Origin of the sequence: Paenibacillus pasadenensis DSM 19293 (assembly GCF_000422485.1) — a bacterium.
GTDB lineage: Bacteria > Bacillota > Bacilli > Paenibacillales > Paenibacillaceae > Paenibacillus_O > Paenibacillus_O pasadenensis.
In genome coordinates this window covers 309,775-328,298 of sequence record NZ_AULW01000001.1, presented here as the reverse complement: position 1 = coordinate 328,298, position 18,524 = coordinate 309,775, and the positions used below count along the sequence as shown (strand labels likewise).

The following is an 18,524-nucleotide window of genomic DNA, read 5'->3' as shown; positions in this document are numbered from 1 at the left end:
GGAGCGGGCAAAAATGGCGCTGAGATTCATCATCGGACGGGCGGGCACGGGCAAGACGTTTGCCTGCATGGAGGAGATCCGCCGCGAGCTGGCGGCCGATCCGGCCGGTCCCCCGCTCGTGCTGCTGACTCCGGAGCAGGCGACGTTCCAGACGGAGTACGCGCTGTTCGGCAGCGGCATCCGCTCCAGCCTGCGGGCGCAGGTGCTCAGCTTCCGCCGGCTCGCCATGCGCGTCATGCAGGAAGCGGGCGGCGCGGCGCTCGTGCCGGTCGGAGAGAACGGCAAGAACATGCTGCTGCATAAGATCGTGCACCGGCTCTCGCCGCAGCTCCGCCTGTTCCAGGGTGGCAGCGGGCAGCAAGGCTTCATCGCCAAGATGGGCGAGCTGCTGACGGAATGGAAGCGCTACGGCGTCGATGCAGCCGCCGTGCGCGGCAGCCTGGGGTACGAGACAGGCGCGGAATCGGAGGGCTCTGCCGCCGAAGCGCGCGCCCGCGGCTCGCTGCTGGAGCGCAAGCTCCATGACCTGTCCCTCGTCTACGGCGAGCTGGAGCGGGAGCTGGCGGGACATTACATGGACGACGAGGACCATCTGACGCTGCTCGCCGACGGGTATGCCGACTGCGGCTCGATGCGCGGAGCGCGGTACTGGCTCGACGGCTTCAACGGCTTCACGGCCCGCGAGCTGGCCGCGGTCGGCGCGCTGCTGCGCCAGGCGGAGTCGGTCACCGTGACGCTCTGCCTGGACCGTCTCTACGGAGCCGAGGAGCGTCCGCATGAGCTCGATCTGTTCCACCCCGCCGCCGACGCCTGCATCCGCTTGACGCGGCTGGCGGCCGAGCTCGGAGTCGAGGTCGATTCCCCGCTCGTCCTGCCGCCGGCCGATGCGCCCCGCTATCGCCCGGGGGGGATGCTGGAGCATCTGAACCGGCATTTCGGCGGGCGCGTGCCGCTGCGCCGTGCGGGGGATCGGGATCGGCTCGCGGAGGACGCCGCCGAAATCGTCCTTCGTCCGTCCGCCTCGCGGCGGGCCGAGGTCGAGGCGGCCGCCCGCGACATGGTGCGCCAAGTGCGCGAGCGCGGCATGCGCTGGCGCGAGCTGGCCGTCGTCGTGCGGCAGACGGCGGACTACAGCGACATGATCCAGCAGGTGTTCGCCGACTACCGCATCCCGTTTTTCCTCGACGGCAGCCGCGACGTGCTCCATCATCCGCTCGTCGAGTTCATCCGCTCGGCGCTGGAGACGGCGCTGTACGGCTGGAAGCACGAGGCGGTGTTCCGCTGCGTCAAGACGGAGCTGCTGTTTCCGGAAGACGGCCGGCTCGACCGCGAGCGGTTCGACCGGCTGGAAAACTATGTGCTGGCGGCAGGCATCGAGGGCCGCAGCTGGAAAAGCCTGAAGCGCTGGCAGCCGCTTCGGACCGGCAGCGTCGAGGACGAGCCGTCTGAGGCCGGAGCCCGCCAGCGCGAGGAGTTCGAGGACGTGCTGCGCGCCCGCAGCGAGCTGATGCGGCCGCTGACGCGCTTCGAGCGCGCCATGGCCAAGGCGGAGACGGTGCGGGAGCGCTGCGAGGCGCTGTTCGACCTGCTCGACCGCTCCGGGACGGCCGACCGGCTGGAGCGGCGCGCGGAGCAGGAGCTGGCCGCCGGCCGGCCCGGCGCCGCCCGCGTTCACCGCCAAGTATGGGACGGCGTGCTCGGCCTGCTCGACCAGCTGGTGGAGCTGGCGGGCGAGGAGCCGATCCCGGCCGACCTGTTCGCCGGCATGGTGGAGACCGGCCTGGAGTCGATGAAGCTGTCGGCCGTGCCGCCGTCGCTCGATCAGGTCGTCGTCGGCGCGATGGACCGCGTCCGCAATGGGCGCGTGCGCGCCGCCTATATTCTGGGCGCGTCCGACGGCGTGCTGCCGATGCGCATCCAGGAGGACGGCCTGCTCACCGAGCGGGAGCGCGAGCAGCTCGCGGACGCGGGGCTGGAGATGGCCCCGGGCGTGCGCCGCCGCCTGCTTGACGAGCGCTTCCACATCTATCGCGCCTTCCTTGCGCCGTCCGAGCGGCTATGGGTGAGCTGGCCGCTTGCCGACGAAGAGGGCAAGGGACTGCATCCGTCCGAATACATCCGCCACCTGCAGACGCTGTTCCCCGGCCTGCCGGCGAATGCCGCGGCCGGAGCGCCGGACGCCTCCGCGGCGTCCGAGCGGCAGCTCGACTATCTCGAGCTGCCGCAGCGCGCCTTGTCCTATCTCGTGCCGAGGCTGCGCGAGTGGCTGGACGGAGGCGAGCTCGCTCCGCTTTGGCAGGACGTGTACAACTGGTTCGCGGCGCGGCCGGACTGGCAGGGCCGGCTGACGGCGATGACAGGCGCGCTCGGCTACGACAACCAGGTCGTCCGGCTTGGCCGCGGCTTGGCCGACCGGCTCTACGGCGGGCAGCTGACGACGAGCGTGTCGCGGATGGAGCGCTTCGTCTCGTGCCCGTTCCAGCATTTCGCCGCGCACGGCTTGAAGCTCAAGGAGCGCCGTCTCTACCGGCTGGGCGCGCCGGACATGGGCCAGCTGTTCCATGCGGCGCTCACCAAGGTCGCGACGGAGCTCGGCGAGGGCTGGGGCCGCGCCGGCGAGGCGCGCATCCGCGAGACCGCCTCCCAGGCGGTCGACGAGCTCGTGCCGCGCCTGCAGTCGGAGATTCTGCTGAGCAGCAGCCGCTACCGCTACATCGCCGGCAAGCTCAAGGCGGTCGTCTCGCGCGCGGCGGTCGTGCTCGGCGAGCATGCCCGCCGCGCGGACTTCCAGCCCGTCGGGCTGGAGGTCCAGTTCGGGCCGGGCGGCGAGCTGCCGCCGCTCGACATCGAGCTCCCCGACGGCAGCGGCTCGATCACGCTGGTCGGGCGCATCGACCGCGTCGATGCCGCCCGTTCGGACAAAGGGCTGCTGCTGCGCGTGCTGGACTACAAGTCGAGCGCGACGCAGCTGCGGCTCGAGGAGGTGGCGAGCGGCCTATCGCTGCAGATGCTCGCCTATCTGGACGTGCTGCTGACCCATGCCGAGAGCTGGCTCGGAGAGCCGGCGCATCCGGCCGGCGTGCTCTATTTCCACGTGCAGAACCCGGTGCTCAGCGTGCCGGCGGGCCTAGGGGCGGAGGAGGCGGCCGCGATGCTGCTCAAGCGCTTCAAGATGCGCGGCCTGCTGCTCGACGACGCCGATACGGTCCGCATGATGGACGCCGGGCTGGAAGGGCGCTCGGACCTGCTGCCGGCCGGCTTCCGCAAGGACGGCGGCTTTCTGTCCGACTCCTCGGTCGCGAGCGGACGCCAGTGGGAGCTGCTCCGGCGCTCGGTCCGCCGCACGATCGGCGGCATCGGCCAGTCGGTCAAGGACGGCGAGATCGCGATCCGGCCGTACCGGCTCGGCGCCAAGACGCCATGCCAGTTTTGCGCGTACAAGCCGGTCTGCCAGTTCGATCCGCTCAACGAAGGCAACGAGTATTTGAAGCTGCCCGCGCCGGGCAAGGAGGAGTTCTGGACGTCGCTGGAGGAGCTCGCCGAGGCGCAGGCGGAGCCTGCAGCCGGGGCCGAGAACCCGCCGCGGCTTCTGCCTGCGGGCGAGGACGGAACGCAGGACAAGCACAGGAAGGATGGAGCCGGAGACGGGACCTTCCATTGGGAGAGGAGAGAGGACGATGAGCGCAGCCGATGACCGGGCGGCCGAAAGAGCCGGGGACGACACGATCGTCGGATCGACAGGCGATCCGACAGGCGAAACGGTAGTCGGACGGAAAGTCGGACCGGAAGTCGGACCGAAGGTCGGACCGAAAGTCGGTCCGGCTGGCGAACCGATGGACGAAACGATCGTCGGTCCGGCAGGCCGAGCATCGGACGAAGCGCGTCCCGAGGCGCTGGACGCGCCGCCGCCCAAGCCCGCCGGCTCGCGCTGGACGGACGACCAGTGGGCGGCGGTGACGGCGCGCGGCGGGGACGTGCTCGTTGCCGCCGCGGCCGGGTCCGGCAAGACGGCCGTGCTCGTGGAGCGGATCATTACCATGATCTCCGAGGATACGGATGTCGACCAGCTGCTCGTGGCGACGTTCACCAAGGCCGCGGCCGCCGAGATGAAGGAGCGGATCCGCGCCGCGCTGGAGGCGGCGCTCGAGCTCGAGCCGGAGTCGGAGCATCTGCGGCGGCAGCTCGCGCTGCTCGGGCGGGCGTCGATCACGACGCTGCACTCGTTCTGCCTCGACGTCATCCGCCGCTACTACCCGATGATCGGGCTCGATCCCGGCTTCCGCGTCGCCAACGAGACCGAGGGCGAACTGCTGCGGCTGGAGGTGCTGGACGAGCTGTTCGAGGAGCGCTATGCCGCTTCGGACAACGACGGCGGCCTCTTTCTCGAGCTGGCCGACCGCTACGGCGGCGAAAAGAGCGACGAGCCGCTGTATCGGCTCGTCCAGCAGCTGTATGAGTTTTCGCGCTCGCAGCCGTGGCCGGACGACTGGCTGCGCGGCATGGCGGCCGCGTTCCGCGTGGAGGAGCCGTCCGATCTGGAGGCTACGCCTTGGCTGGCGGCGCTCTCCGCGGATTTGCGGCTCAGCCTCGAGGGGGCGGAGGCCGCCCTGTCGGAGGCGCTCGAGCTGGCCGGGGCGCCGGGAGGGCCGATGGCTTACGCCGACACGCTGCGGGAGGATCTGAGCCTCGTCTCGTCCATCCGGGAGTCCGTGCTGACCCGTCCTTGGGACGAATGGCGGGACGCCTGGCAGCTGGCCGGATCGTTCGGCCGGCTGAAGGCCGCGCGCGCGTCCCAGGATGCCGATCCGCTCCTGCAGGAGCGGGCCAAGGAGCTGCGCGCGGAGGCCAAGGGCATCGTGGAGGAGCTCGGCAAGGAGCTGTTCAGCCGGCCGGCCGCCGACTACGTCCGCGAGCTGCGGGAGCTCGCGCCGCTGCTCGAGACGCTGGCGGAGCTCGTCATCGAGTTCGACCGGCGCTACCGGGACGCCAAGCGCCGCAAGGGACTGCTCGACTTCGGCGACCTCGAGCACTACTGCCTGGCGATTTTGCGCGGGGAAGGCTCCTCGCCGGAGCGGGCCGTCCCATCGGCGGCCGCCCTGGACTACCGCAGGCAGTTTCGCGAGGTGCTGCTGGACGAATACCAGGATACGAACCGCGTGCAGGAATCGATCGTCGAGCTGCTGACCGGCTCCCCCGCGGATCCGCCGGAGGAGAGAGGCGGGCGGCGCTTCATGGTCGGCGACGTCAAGCAGAGCATCTACCGCTTCCGCCTGGCGGAGCCGGATCTGTTCCTGGCCAAATACCGCCGCTTCGGGCACGGGGACGCGGAGGCCGGCCGGCGCATCGACCTGGCCCGCAACTTCCGCAGCCGCTCCGAGGTGGTGGACGGCGTGAACGCCGTCTTTCGCGCGCTCATGCGGGAGTCGGTCGCCGAGATGGACTACGACCGCTCCGCCGAGCTCGTGCTCGGCGCCTCCTATCCCGAGCCGGAGCCGCGGGACGCGTTCGCAGTCGAGCTGGCGCTGATCGACCGCGAGCGCGGCGCGGCCGCCGCCGAAGCTCCCGCCGCGGCGGAAGGCTCGGACGGCGCCGAGGCCGGCCAGCGGGAAGAAGCGGCCGACCTGCAGACGGCCCAGCTCGAGGCGCGCTACATCGCCCGCCGCCTGCTGGACCTGCATGCCCGCAGCTATGCGGTGCATGACGGACGCGGCGGCAGCCGGCCGATGGCGTGGCGGGATGTCGTCATCCTGCTGCGCGCGACCAAGTCGTGGGCGCCCGTGCTCATGGAGGAGCTGCAGGCGGCGGGCATCCCGGCGTACGCCGAGCTCGGCAGCGGCTATTTCGACGCCGTCGAGGTCGACGTCATGCTGTCGGCGCTGCGCGTGACGGACAATCCGTTCCAGGACATTCCGCTCGCCGGCATCCTCCGCTCGCCGATGTTCGGGCTGACGGCCGAGGAGCTGGCGCTGATCCGCATCGTCGGCGGCTCAGGGCCGTATTATGAAGCGGCCGTCCGAACGGCCGACCATCTGCTCGCGCCGCAGGAGCTGCGCGCCAAGCTGTCGGCTTTCCTCGGGAAGCTCGACGAATGGCGCGACGCGGCGCGCCAGGGCAGCCTGGCCGACCTGATCTGGCGGATCTACAGCGAGACGGGGTATTATGACTGGGCAGGCGGATTGCCGGCCGGAGCGCAGCGGCAGGCCAACCTGCGCGCCCTGCACGAGCGGGCCCGCCAGTTCGAGGCCGGCACCGCGCGCGGCCTGTTCCGCTTCCTCCGCTTCATGGACCGGATGCGGGAGAACGGCGGCGACCTCGGCACGGCAGGCGCGCTCGGAGAGGGCGAGGACGTCGTGCGCATCATGAGCATCCACAAGAGCAAGGGACTGGAGTTCCCGATCGTATTCGTGGCGGGCCTCGGCAAGAAGTTCAACCAGCAGGATGTGAGCTCTCCGTTCCTGCTGCACAAGGAGCTCGGCTTCGGACCGAAGTTCGTCGATCCCGAGCTGCGGCTCAGCTACCCGACGCTGCCTTGCCTGGCGATCCGCCGCCGGATGCGGATGGAGATGCAGGCGGAGGAGCTGAGGGTGCTCTATGTCGCGCTGACGCGGCCCAAAGAAAAGCTCGTTCTCGTCGGCACGGTCGACGACGCCGTCCGGCAGACGGAGCGCTGGAACGCTTCTCTCGGCGAGAGCGGCGTCTTGTCGGACTACCGGATCGCCGCCGCCCGCCGCTTCCTCGACTGGCTCGGACCGCTTGCCGGCTTCGCCTCTAGCGAGCATTCGGACGAGCGGTCCGACGGTCAGGCGCCGCCGGCTCCGGCCGCGCCGGTCGAGCTGACGGGAGCGCGCGCGGAGCCGATTCCCGCCTCCGGCGCCGTTCCTTCTCCGGCCTCGCGTCCCGAAGCGTCTTTCGCCAGCTGGAAAAAGGGCATCCTGCCCTACTACGTCCTCGGGGGCCAGGCTGCCGCCGGCGCGGAGCCGGCCGCGGCGCCCGATCGGACGAAGGAACGGCAGGCGGCGCTGCATGCGGTGCCGCTCGCGCCGGGAGGCTGGGAGCGCGAGGTGGAGAGGCGCCTGTCCTGGAGCTATCCTCATGCCGAGGCGTCTCGGGTCGCGGCCAAAACCTCCGTCACCGAGCTCAAGCGCCTTCGCGGCGATGCCGCAAGAGGCGAGGACGCGGTTCCGATGGACAGCGGTCCGTTCGTCGAGCCTGTCGGCCGCATGGCGGCAGGCCGCGCTCCAGCTGGGGCCGCATCCGCCGCAGGCGCAGGCGCTGCGCCGCTGCGCTCCGCCCCGACGGGCGAAGAGGCCGCGCTGCGCCTGCGGCGGCCGAAGTTCATGGAGCAGCGCGGGATGACCGCCGCCGACAAAGGCACCGCCGTGCATACGCTGCTGCAGCATGTGCCGCTGGACGGACCGCTGCCGGACGGGGCGGTCGAGGCTGCGCTGGCGCGGCTCGTGCGGAAGCGCATCCTGACGGAGGAGCAGGCCGGGGCGGCCGACGTCGAGGCGGCCAAGGCCTTTTTCGCCGGGCCGCTCGGGCAGCGGCTGCTCGCCGCGGAGCGCGTCTGGCGGGAGCTGCCGTTCAGCTGCCTGCTGCCGGCGCGGGAGGCGTTCCCGGACGCCGGCCTGGAAGCCGCCGGCGAGCCGGTGCTCCTCCAGGGCGTCATCGACTGCCTGTTCGAGGAGGCCGGCCGGCTCGTGCTGTGCGACTTCAAGAGCGACCGCGTGCCCTCCGGCGATTACGAGCGGGCGGCGGACAAGCATCGCTTCCAGCTGGAGCTGTACCGCAAGGCCGTCGAGCAGGCGCTCGGCCGGCCCGTCGCCGAAGTCCACGTCTATTTTCTTCGGGGCCGTCAGGCGGTCCGCATGGAACTCGACTAAGAAAGGAACGATCCTGTGAAGCAAGAGCCTCAACCGAAACGCAGCATGACGACAGCCGTGCTTTTCATCCTGCTGACGATGAGCCTGGTCGGCAACGTCTTCCTATTCGCGCATTATCTGCAAGAGCAGCAGCAGGAGCGGGCAGAGCAAGGTGAGCAGGCCTTCCTCCTCTGGAAGGAGACGAAGGAAGAGCTGGACAAGGCGATCCAGGCATTCGGCAAGCTTAAGGAAGGCGCGGCTCCGGAAAAGGAGCGAGTCTCCCTGTTGCTTGGACTCGGACCGGACGGCGCCGGGCAAGGCCTGGGCGACATCCCGCTCGACAAGCTGTTCGAGACCGCGCGCAGCCGTTCGGCGGATTGGCCGGACAGCGCAGGCAAGGACGCCGCGGAATTTGTCCAGCTCATGAAAAAGACGGCTCTCGAAGGGTCGGCGGACGAGCTGCAGAAAATGGCCGGCGCTCTCGCCGAGTTGAAGCAGCTCGCGGATTCGGTCGACACCTCGATCGGCTCGCGCGAGCGCTACCTGACGCTGCTTGCCGACAAGAGCTGGCCGGATGCCGCCCGCCGGATGGCGGACGCCGTGGACGGGTACAAGTAGGAGACGGCCGAAGGAATCAGGCCGACGGGGGCGGGGCGGCAGGCGCCGGCCGGATGCGTGTTTTGGAGGCGGGACCTCCGCCTTCCTTTTTTTTGCGGCGCGCGATAGCGGGCGATTAACCAATCGCCCATAGGCGGCATAGGATAGGGCAGAACGAATGTTGAGGAGATGGTAACCGACAATGGAACCGACGAATCCGACAGCTGTTGCCCCTGCGCCTGTGCCGGCAAAGACGCCTACGGCCGTGAAGCCTACGGCCCCGATGCCGATCAAGGCTCCGACCGCCGCCATGCCGGTCGCGCCGCCCGAGCCGGTCATGCCGGTCGCGCCGGTCGCGCCGAGCCAGACGACGATCAAGAATACGGTCGTCGTGGTCATGGAAAAGCCGGAGATGAAGCATTTCTGCGACAACCACAAGCATCGCTACGTGCTCGCCCATACGAAAGACGGCTGGTGCGTCGACGGCTTCATCGAGCACTATGACGACGAGTACGTCTGTATCGCCGTTCCTTGCGGCATGAACGAGATCGACCCTCGCGCCTTTGTCGGCGGTCCCGGCTTCGGTCCTGGCTTCGGTCCCGGCTTCGGCCCCTATCCGCCGCTTTATCCGTACCCTTATTATCCGCGCCGCCGCTTCGCCCGCGCCGTGTTCCCGCTTGCTGCGCTGGCCGGCCTGACGCTGCTGCCGTTCCTGTAAGCCGCCCTTGCCGCCATGCGGCCCCGGACGGCCCGGATGCCGCTCCCCGGCACGCATCCGCGGCATCGTCCGCCGCCGGCCGCCATGAGCCGCGAGCCGCGGCCGAAGCCCGCCTCATCCATGCCCTTTGCGGCCGGATGGGGCTTTTTCGTTCGCGTTAGACGAACCGTGCGGAATCGGCTACAATAAGGAAAGCAAGGACAGGAGAAAAGGAGCTGGCGGGAGCTGTGAGCGATTGTGTTTTCTGCAAGATCGTCGAAGGATCCATTCCCTCGGCCAAAGTGTTCGAGAACGAGAGCGTGCTGGCGTTCCGGGATATCGCGCCTGCGGCGCCCGTACATATCCTCGTCATTCCGAAGCGCCATCTTTCCACGATGAACGATGCGGCTCCCGAGGACGCCGCCCTGCTGGGAGAGCTGCTGCTCGTCGCCCAGAAGCTGGCCGCGCAGGAGGGCATCGCCGAGTCCGGATACCGTCTCATCAACAACTGCAATTCCGACGGAGGGCAGACCGCCTACCACCTGCATGTGCATCTACTGGGAGGACGTCCTCTCGGCGCGCTTGTCGAAGGCCATACGAGTTGACACTGGCTCTTTCATTGAACTATAATTAAATTTGATTAGCCGTGTTCATCTTCTGGACCGTCTGTTTCGGAGGGAGGGATAACAAGTGTCTGAAACGAAAGTTCGCAAAAATGAGACCATCGATGCTGCACTCCGCCGCTTCAAGCGCACCATTGCTAAGGACGGCGTCCTGGCTGAGGTGAAGAAACGCAAGCATTACGAGAAGCCGAGCGTTAAGCGCAAGAAGAAATCCGAGGCTGCGCGCAAGAGAAAGTTTTAGGAGGATCCTTCCGAAATGAACCTTAGCCAAAGATTGGACGACGACATGAAGCAAGCCATGAGGGACAAGGACAAGTTCCGCTTGACCACGATCCGCATGGTGCGCGCAGCTGTGAAGAACCAAGAGATCGACCTGAAGCGTCCGCTTGAGGACGGCGAGGTTCTTGACATCGTCAGTCGCGAGATCAAACAGCGCAAAGATTCCCTCCAAGAATTTCAAAAAGCCGGCCGCGACGATCTTGTAAAAGATGTCGCAGCAGAAATTGATATTATTAGTGTCTACCTTCCCTCACAGCTGACCGAAGAAGAGATCAAAGCAATTGTAGAGCAGACGATCCAGGAAACCGGTGCTTCTTCCAAGGCCGACATGGGCAAAGTGATGAGCGCTCTCATGCCGAAAGTGAAGGGACGCGCCGACGGTAAGCTAGTAAACCAAACGGTACAGCAATTTCTGCCATAATCTCGGACCACAACAACACTCCCCTAGGGGAGTGTTTTTTGGCTTTTCGGCTGAATGGCGCCGCATAGGGCAAAATAGTCGAAACGAATCGGCTCCTCGCCCGTATCTAAGAAGGAGTTATTGCTTCACCACTGAATTAGTTAGGGACGAGAATGCATCAAGGGGGTGTGCCATCTGAGAAGCAAAATAAGGATCGCGGCTGCAGGAGCCGCGCTGTTCGGCCTGTCGGCAGCGGCTTCCGCCTCGGCCGCAGGCGCGGGGGGAGCCGGGGACGGAACCGTCTGGCTCGCCGACCCGTACGTCGCGACGCTGCTGCTGTTCGCCGGCTTCGCCGGCACGATGCTCGCGCTGCTGCTGTCGGGCTTCGCGGCCCCGGGACTGATCGGCATCGTCGGCTTCGGCCTGTTTTTCCTCGGCGGACATCAGGCCGGCTACAGCGACGGCATGGACGTCTTCTTCTTCGTCCTCGGCATCGTGCTGCTCGTGCTGGAGCTGCTCGTGCCGAGCTTCGGCATCCTCGGCATCTTGGGAGCGGCCGCGCTCGTCCGGGCGATCCTGTTCAGCTTCGAGGACACGGCGACGGCGACGATCGCCATGCTGTCGGCGTTCGCCGCGGCCGTCATTGTCGTCGTCCTGATCGCCCGCCGCTTCAAGGAACGGGGCATCTGGAACCGCTTCGTCTTGAGAGAACGACTGACGAGCGAAGAAGGCTTCGTCCCGTCGTCGTCCAAGTCGAGCCTGCTCGGCCAGGCGGGCACGACGGTGACGCCGCTGCGTCCGGCCGGCATCGTCGATATCGGCGGAGAGCGCATCGATGTCGTCACGGCGGGAGAGTTCATCGCCCAGCACGCCCGGGTCGTCGTCTCGCGGGTCGAGGGCACGCGCGTCATCGTCAAGGAAATCCACTAACAGAGGAGTCGATTCAATGGGTATGGAATTTGCAGGTGTCGGATACGTCGTCGCCGCGATCGTCGCGGTCATCCTGATCGCGGTCTTTCTGAGCTTCTTCCCGATCATGCTCTGGATCTCGGCTCTCGCCTCGGGCGTGCGCATCGGCATCATCACGCTCGTCGCTATGCGGCTGCGGCGCGTAACGCCGAGCCGCATCGTCAATCCGATGATCAAGGCGACCAAGGCCGGCCTCGGCCTGTCGATCAACCAGCTGGAAAGCCACTATCTCGCGGGCGGCAACGTCGACCGCGTCGTCAATGCCCTGATCGCCGCCCAGCGCGCGAACATCGAGCTGGAATTCGCCCGCGCCGCGGCGATCGACCTCGCCGGCCGCGACGTGCTCCTGGCCGTGCAGATGAGCGTCAATCCGAAAGTGATCGAGACGCCGACCGTCGCCGCCGTCGCCAAAGACGGCATCGAAGTGAAGGTCAAGGCTCGCGTCACGGTCCGCGCCAACATCGAGCGGCTCGTCGGCGGCGCCGGCGAGGAGACGATCATCGCCCGTGTCGGCGAGGGCATCGTCACGACGGTCGGCTCGTCGAACTCGCATAAGGACGTCCTGGAAAACCCGGACCTGATCTCCCGCACGGTGCTCGGCAAAGGTCTGGATGCCGGCACGGCGTTCGAAATTCTGTCGATCGATATCGCGGACGTGGACGTAGGCAAGAACATCGGCGCCAATCTGCAGACCGAGCAAGCCGAGGCCGACAAGCGCATCGCCCAAGCAAAAGCCGAGGAGCGCCGCGCGATGGCCGTCGCCCAGGAGCAGGAGATGAGGGCGCGCGTCGTCGAGATGAGAGCCCGCGTCGTCGAATCGGAATCCCAGGTTCCGCTTGCGATGGCCGACGCGCTCAAATCCGGCAAGCTCGGCGTGATGGATTACATGAACCTCAAAAACGTCGAGGCGGACACCCAGATGCGGAGCAGCATCGCCAAGCCGGAAGGCCAGGCGAACGACAATAAGAACGGGGGCTGAACCGGCGCTCCCGAGCCGCATCGCAGGAGGTGAGCCGCGGCCATGCCCAACCCGATTCAACTGCTGATCAACTTTCTGCTCGACCATATCTTTTTTGTCTTCATCATTGCCGGCGCGATCTGGTCGGTCCTCGGCAAGCTGTTCAAGTCGGCGTCGCAGCAGCAGCCGGGCCGTCCTGCAAGCCGTCCGCCGGGGCGCATGCCGGATTTCGGCGGCGGCGGCCTCGACCCACGTCCGCAGCGTCCTGTCCCGGCTCCGCCGTCAAGGTCCGAGCGCGAGCCGGCCCCGCGAAGGGCGGAGACGGTTCGTCCTCCGGCCGTCCGTCAAGACCAGGCGGGGCCGATGGGCCGCACGGCAGAGCATGGACGCTCTCCCTTCGAGGCGGAGCCGGAAGGAACGAGCGGCGGCGAGGGCCGCTCGCTGGAATGGCGGGAGGAGCCGGCGCGAAGTCCGTTCCGGCCGCCTGAGAGAAGGATGGCGATGGAGCGGCCGGCCGGCGAGGACCCGGGTGAGTTCTGGGAAAAGTCGGCTTCCGATGCGATCGCCGAATCTCTGCCTTCGCATCCCGCTGCCGTCGGCAGCAAGCTGCCTCGAGCCGGCAGCGTGAGCGGAGACGATCTGCGCCAGGCTGTGCTCTGGGCAGAGATCCTCGGACCGCCCCGCTCGCGCGGCGGCGGCCGCCGCTAGGGCCCTGACCGAATGACTGTCCCGCTTTGCTAGAGCCGCTTCGACCGCCTTCCCGGCGGCGGAGCGGCTTTTTGCCATGCGCCGCCGGCGCCTCGGGGCCGCCGCAGCTCCTGGCCGTGCGCCGCTTGCCGTTCATAATCGCCCTTTTCGAGGCATAAGTATGGATAGATAAGCTCGATCAAAAGGGAGGGCGGACGCCTCGATGGGCAAGCTGAACCGCAAGCTGCGCAAATGGACCGCCGACATGCTGGACCTTCCTCAGGATGTAGCCTACGACCTGCCCCGCATGACGATGATCGGCGACCGGCAGCTTTATATCGAGAACCATCGGGGAGTGCTGCATTTCTCGTCGCATCAGCTGCGGCTCCAGCTGAGCCATGGCGTGCTCGAGGTGAGCGGCGCGGATCTGGTCATCCGCACGATCTGGACCGAGGAAGTGTTCGTCGAAGGCAAGATCGAATCGATACACCTGATGGACAGGGAGGGGCAGCGATGAAGGAAGGCTGGCTGCAGAGGATGAAAGGAATCGTCACGGTGCAGGTCCGCGGCGGAGAGCCGGAGGCGCTCGTGAACGGCGCGCTTCAGGACGGGCTCTCGCTCTGGTCCATCCGCCGGACGAGCCCGGAGCATATGGTGTTCTCTCTGACGGTGCCGGATTTCTTCCGGCTGCGCCCGTACTTGCGCCGGACAGGCTGCCGCATTCACGTGACGCGCCGGGAAGGCCTGCCGTTCTGGCTGCGCAAAGCCCGGAAGCGCAAGTTTTTCCTAGGCGGCATCGCGCTCTTTTTCGTCGCCATGTACTTGCTGTCCTCGCTGCTCTGGAACATCGAGGTCCGCGGCAACAAGGCGATCCGTACGGAAGATCTGCTCGCGGCGGCCAAGGCGGAGGGCGTGCATCCTTTCCAATGGGAATGGAAGCTGCCCGAGCCGTCGGATCTGGCCAAGCGGCTGGCGCAGCGGCTGCCGGACGCGGCCTGGATCGGCGTGGAGAAAAAAGGGACGAGGCTGATCATCCAGGTCGTCGAGACGAAAAAGCCGGCCGTGCGCGCGCCGCGGAATACGAGGCATCTGATCGCCTCCGCCGACGCCGTCGTCACCCGCATCATCGCGGACAAGGGGCGGCCGGTCGTGCATGTGAACAGCCGGGTGAAAAAGGGCCAGACGCTCATCTCCGGCACGATCGGCGAGGGGGCCAACACGGCGACGGTCGTGGCGGACGGAGAGGTGCGCGGGCTGGTGTGGTACGAGTATGACGTCGTGTCGCCGCTTGAGCGCACGGCGAACGTATATACGGGCGAGACGAAGACGAAATGGTCGCTCGTGCTGTTCGGACGGGCGCTTCAGCTGACCGGCTACGGCAAGGATCCGTTCTCGGCCTCCCAGACGAGGGAGCAGCTGCAGCAGCTCGGCTGGCGCGGCTGGGAGCTGCCGGTCGGCCGGCTCAAGGAGACGGTGATGGAGCTGCGGCAGGAGCGGAGGCAGCTCGGCCGCGAGGAAGCGGTGGAGAGCGGACTGCTTCAGGCGCGAGCCGACGTCCTGTCGAAAGCCGGCGCGGATGCCGTCGTGAAGGAGCAAAAAATTTTGCATGAGAAGACGGACAATGGTAAAGTTTATATGAAAGTTCTGTTGGAAGTGGATCAGTCTATCGTCAAGGAAATGCCACTAGTTCAGATGCAAGGAGAATGAGGAACGTTTGCCGACAGAGACGAGAACCGTAAAGATTGCACTGGACAACGCCGCGGAGGGACTGGCCCTGTTCGGCCCCCGCGACCACTACTTGAGGCTGATCGAGGAGCAGACGGAGTCGACGATCCGCTCGCGCGAGGCCGAGATCGTCATCACCGGCCCCGAGGCCGACGTCGCCTCGCTCGAGCAGCTGTACACCGTGCTGCTGCAGCTCGTGCGCGGCGGCTACACGCCGTCCGAGCGGGACATTCAGTACGCGTTCGATCTGTCCCGCACGCTGGAGGCCGACCAGCTGCTCGACCTGTTCAAGATGGAGCTGACGTCGACGTTCCGCGGCAAGCCGATCCGGGTGAAGACGATCGGGCAGCGGCATTACGTCAAGACCGTCAAGGCCAAGGACATCGTGTTCGGCATCGGACCGGCGGGCACCGGCAAGACCTACCTCGCCGTCGTCATGGCCGTCGCCGCCCTCAAGGAAGGCGCAGTCAAGAAGATCCTGCTGACGCGTCCTGCCGTCGAGGCGGGAGAGAGCCTCGGCTTCCTCCCCGGAGACCTTCAGGAAAAGGTCGACCCCTATTTGCGGCCGCTCTACGACGCCCTGCATGACGTGCTTGGCCCGGAAGCGACGGCCAAGGCATTCGAACGAGGGATCATCGAGATCGCGCCGCTCGCGTATATGAGGGGGCGGACGCTGGACGATTCCTATATCATTCTCGACGAGGCTCAAAATACGACGCCGGAGCAGATGAAGATGTTCCTGACGAGGCTCGGCTTCGGCTCCAAGATGATCGTGACCGGCGACGTGACCCAGATCGACCTGCCGCGGGGCAAGAAGTCGGGCCTGCGGGAAGCGCAGCGGATTCTCGCCGGCATTCCCGAAATCGGATTCATCCTGTTCACCGAAGCCGATGTCGTCCGCCACTCGCTGGTTCAGAAAATCATTCTCGCTTATAATGAGGATGCCGAAAACCAAGCATAGAGAGGATGGTTGCCTGCATGGACCGGAAGAGCGCCGAGACTCGGAACGCGGCCGAACAGCCTTCATGGGCAGCCAGCTGGAAGCAGAGCACGGGCATCCGCCTGTCGCTCTGCGTTTTGTTCGTGCTGCTGTTCTATCTCAACCTTTCGCCGCATCTCATCCCCCAGACCTACAACATCACGCTCGGCGAGGAGAGCGACCGGGACATCATCGCATCCAAAAGCTTGGAGGACAAGATCGCTACCGCCAAAGCGCAGGAGCTGGCGGCCGAATCGGTGGAGCCGATCTCCAGCTCGCTGCCGCTCAAGCCTGAAGCGATTCTGAACCGCGTCTTCAACCGCATCGAGGTGCTCAATCAGGACGAGGGCGTCAGCACGAGCGACAAGATCGAGATCTATCGCGGCGATATCCCCGGTTATTACAATGAATACATCGACGAGTTCGTGCGGACGAACTCCGGCAAGCCGGATGTCAGCGAGGCGCTGCTGGAGGAGATGTCCCGCGTCGCCAAGAGCCAGAGTTATGCCGTGCCGGCGGAGGTGTTCTACAAGCTGCCGGCGCTGACGGCGGCCCAGGTGGCGGAGATGCGGCAGGTGGCCGTCAACGTCGCCCGCAAGCTGTCGGCGGACTCCATCCGCGAGGCGGAGACGTCCCGCGCCAAGGTGGCGGAGCTCGTCAACGCGAGCTCGCTGACGCAGCGGACGACGCGCGAGGTCGTGCAGGAGCTGGCGCGCATGTCGCTCATGCCCAACAAGTTCCTCGACACGGCCGCGACGGAAGAAGCGCGGGAGCTCGCCCGCCAGAATACGACGCCGGTCATCATCAAGGAAGGCGGCGTCATCGTCAAGAAGGGCGAGATCGTCACGCAGGAGAAGCTGGACATGCTCGCCGGTGCCGGCCTGCTCGGCGGCCAGCGCAGCTATTGGCCGCAGCTCGGCCTGCTGCTGACGAGCCTGCTGTTCCTGCTCGTGCTGATGGTCTACCTGTACCAAAGCGGCCGGATCGGCGGCGTCAAGCCGCGCTACAACAACATGCATCTGTTCATGCTGTGGCTGATCCTGTTCCTCGACCTGGCGCTCATGCAGGCGACGGCGCTGGCGCAGTCGCCGACGATGCCGTATGTCGGCTATCTCGCTCCGGCGGCAGTCGGCACGATGCTCATCACGCTGCTGCTGGACAAGCATCTGGCGATCGTCAGCTCGTTCGTGTTCGCGATCATGGGCAGCATCATCTTCAACCATGACGTGAGCCTGATCTTCGACTTCCGCTACGGCTTCGTCATCTGCGTCGTCTCGTTCAGCGCCATCTTCACCGTGCACCGGGCGAGCCAGCGCTCGACGATCCTCAAGGCGGGCATCATGGCGAGCCTGTTCGGCGCCGTCACCGTGCTGGCGCTGCTGCTGCTCGGCGACCTGCCGGAGCGCCAGGAGCTGCTCTACTCGATCGGCTTCGCCTTCGGCAGCGGACTGATCACCGCCGTGCTCGTCATCGGCCTGATGCCGTTCTTCGAGCTCAGCTTCGGCATCCTGTCGGCGCTCAAGCTCGTGGAGCTGTCCAACCCGAACCATCCGCTGCTGCGCAAGCTGCTGACGGAGACGCCGGGCACATACCATCACAGCGTGATGGTCGGCAACCTGTCGGAGGCGGCGGCCGAGGCGATCGGCGCGGACGGGCTGCTGTGCCGGGTCGGCTCCTACTACCACGACATCGGCAAGACGAAGCGGCCCGGCTATTTCATCGAGAACCAGAGCGGCGAGAATCCGCATGACAGCATCGATCCGAAGCTGAGCAAGTCGATCATCGTGGCCCATGCCCGCGACGGGGTGGAGATGCTCAAGCAGCACGGCATCCCGAAGCCGCTGCGCGACATCGCGGAGCAGCATCACGGAACGACTTCGCTCAAGTTCTTCTACTTCAAGGCGGTCAAGCAGGCGGAAGCCGAGGGAGCCGAGCCGGACTTCGTCGAGGACGACTTCCGCTATCCGGGGCCCAAGGCGCAGTCCAAGGAAGCGGCGATCGTCGGCATCGCCGATTGCGTCGAGGCGGCAGTCCGCAGCCTGCGCAGCCCGACGATGGAGAACGTCGAGTCGATGATCCAGAAGATCATCAAAAGCCGTCTGGACGACGGCCAGTTCAATGAGTGCGACCTGACGCTCAAGGAGCTGGACAAGATCGGCCAGACGCTGAAGGAAGCCGTCATCGGCATCTTCCATTCCCGGATCGAATATCCGGAAGAGGTCAAACCAAAGGAGAAGCTGGCATGAGCGTGACGATGGATTGGAGCAATGAGCAGGACGCGGTCGAAATTCCCGTGGAGTGGGGGAAGCGGCTCGAACGGCTGCTGGAGCTGGCGGCGCGAGCCGAAGGCATCGAGGACGGAGAGGTGGCGGTGACGTTTGTCGACGACGCGCGCATCCATGAGCTGAACCGCGACTATCGCGGCATCGACCGGCCGACCGACGTGCTCAGCTTCGCAATGCAGGAAGACGGCGAGGACGAGCTCGGCATCGTGTACGAGGTCGAGGACGAGGCCGACGAGCTGCCGGTCAGCGAGCCGCTCGGCGACATCATCATCTCCGTCGAGACGGCGGTCCGCCAGGCGGAAGAATACGGCCACTCGCTGGAGCGGGAGCTCGGCTTCCTGTTCGTGCACGGCTTCCTGCACCTGATCGGCTACGATCATCAGGATGCCGAGGCCGAAGCCGTCATGACGGCCAAGCAGGAGGCCGTCCTGCAGCAGGCCGGCTTGACGCGGGAATAGGGCGG

The 18,524-nt window shown here is 66.5% G+C and carries 15 protein-coding genes; all 15 read left to right on the top strand.

Annotation, left to right across the window (positions count from 1 at the left end):
• The first annotated feature begins 13 nt into the window (after positions 1 to 13).
• The 15 genes from addB (at position 14) to ybeY (ending at position 18,519) form a co-directional block, all read left to right on the top strand.
• Positions 14 to 3,694, top strand: coding sequence for a helicase-exonuclease AddAB subunit AddB (gene addB / locus H582_RS25480; RefSeq protein WP_084136458.1), 3,681 nt, complete (start codon positions 14 to 16; stop codon positions 3,692 to 3,694).
• Positions 3,678 to 7,883 carry a helicase-exonuclease AddAB subunit AddA gene (addA, locus tag H582_RS25475; protein WP_228551566.1) on the top strand — a complete coding sequence of 1,402 codons (4,206 nt, stop codon included), beginning with the start codon at positions 3,678 to 3,680 and terminating at the stop codon, positions 7,881 to 7,883. Before addB ends, addA begins: the two co-directional genes overlap by 17 nt.
• A gap of 15 nt (positions 7,884 to 7,898) precedes the next feature.
• Positions 7,899 to 8,480, top strand: a complete 582-nt coding sequence (locus H582_RS0101455; RefSeq protein ID WP_028597068.1) for a hypothetical protein — start codon at positions 7,899 to 7,901, stop codon at positions 8,478 to 8,480.
• Positions 8,481 to 8,661: 181 nt separating this feature from the next.
• Positions 8,662 to 9,177, top strand: a complete 516-nt coding sequence (locus H582_RS32665) for a hypothetical protein (RefSeq protein WP_228551565.1) — start codon at positions 8,662 to 8,664, stop codon at positions 9,175 to 9,177.
• A gap of 227 nt (positions 9,178 to 9,404) precedes the next feature.
• Positions 9,405 to 9,761, top strand: a complete 357-nt coding sequence (locus H582_RS0101445) for a histidine triad nucleotide-binding protein (RefSeq protein WP_028597066.1) — start codon at positions 9,405 to 9,407, stop codon at positions 9,759 to 9,761.
• A gap of 85 nt (positions 9,762 to 9,846) precedes the next feature.
• Entirely contained in the window at positions 9,847 to 10,020 is a 174-nt protein-coding gene (gene rpsU / locus H582_RS0101440; RefSeq protein ID WP_028597065.1) for a 30S ribosomal protein S21, read from the top strand.
• A gap of 15 nt (positions 10,021 to 10,035) precedes the next feature.
• Positions 10,036 to 10,479, top strand: coding sequence for a GatB/YqeY domain-containing protein (locus H582_RS0101435; RefSeq protein ID WP_028597064.1), 444 nt, complete (start codon positions 10,036 to 10,038; stop codon positions 10,477 to 10,479).
• A 165-nt stretch (positions 10,480 to 10,644) separates the two neighbouring features.
• Complete coding sequence (locus H582_RS25470) at positions 10,645 to 11,388, top strand: NfeD family protein (RefSeq protein ID WP_052332856.1); 744 nt, start codon at positions 10,645 to 10,647, stop codon at positions 11,386 to 11,388.
• A 22-nt stretch (positions 11,389 to 11,410) separates the two neighbouring features.
• Positions 11,411 to 12,406, top strand: a complete 996-nt coding sequence (gene floA, locus H582_RS0101425) for a flotillin-like protein FloA (protein WP_028597063.1) — start codon at positions 11,411 to 11,413, stop codon at positions 12,404 to 12,406.
• A gap of 42 nt (positions 12,407 to 12,448) precedes the next feature.
• Complete coding sequence (locus H582_RS0101420; RefSeq protein ID WP_028597062.1) at positions 12,449 to 13,093, top strand: hypothetical protein; 645 nt, start codon at positions 12,449 to 12,451, stop codon at positions 13,091 to 13,093.
• 202 nt (positions 13,094 to 13,295) lie between these two features.
• A complete protein-coding gene (gene yqfC, locus H582_RS0101415; RefSeq protein WP_028597061.1) occupies positions 13,296 to 13,589 on the top strand; it encodes a sporulation protein YqfC in 294 nt (97 codons plus the stop codon).
• Entirely contained in the window at positions 13,586 to 14,779 is a 1,194-nt protein-coding gene (yqfD, locus tag H582_RS0101410) for a sporulation protein YqfD (RefSeq protein ID WP_028597060.1), read from the top strand. The genes yqfC and yqfD overlap by 4 nt, the downstream gene beginning before the upstream one ends.
• A gap of 7 nt (positions 14,780 to 14,786) precedes the next feature.
• Positions 14,787 to 15,758 (top strand): PhoH family protein, encoded by a 972-nt coding sequence (locus tag H582_RS0101405; protein WP_028597059.1) that lies wholly within the window; start codon positions 14,787 to 14,789, stop codon positions 15,756 to 15,758.
• A 17-nt stretch (positions 15,759 to 15,775) separates the two neighbouring features.
• Positions 15,776 to 18,022, top strand: coding sequence for an HD family phosphohydrolase (locus H582_RS0101400; protein WP_028597058.1), 2,247 nt, complete (start codon positions 15,776 to 15,778; stop codon positions 18,020 to 18,022).
• Positions 18,019 to 18,519, top strand: a complete 501-nt coding sequence (gene ybeY, locus H582_RS0101395; protein ID WP_028597057.1) for an rRNA maturation RNase YbeY — start codon at positions 18,019 to 18,021, stop codon at positions 18,517 to 18,519. The genes H582_RS0101400 and ybeY overlap by 4 nt, the downstream gene beginning before the upstream one ends.
• Positions 18,520 to 18,524: the final 5 nt, after the last annotated feature.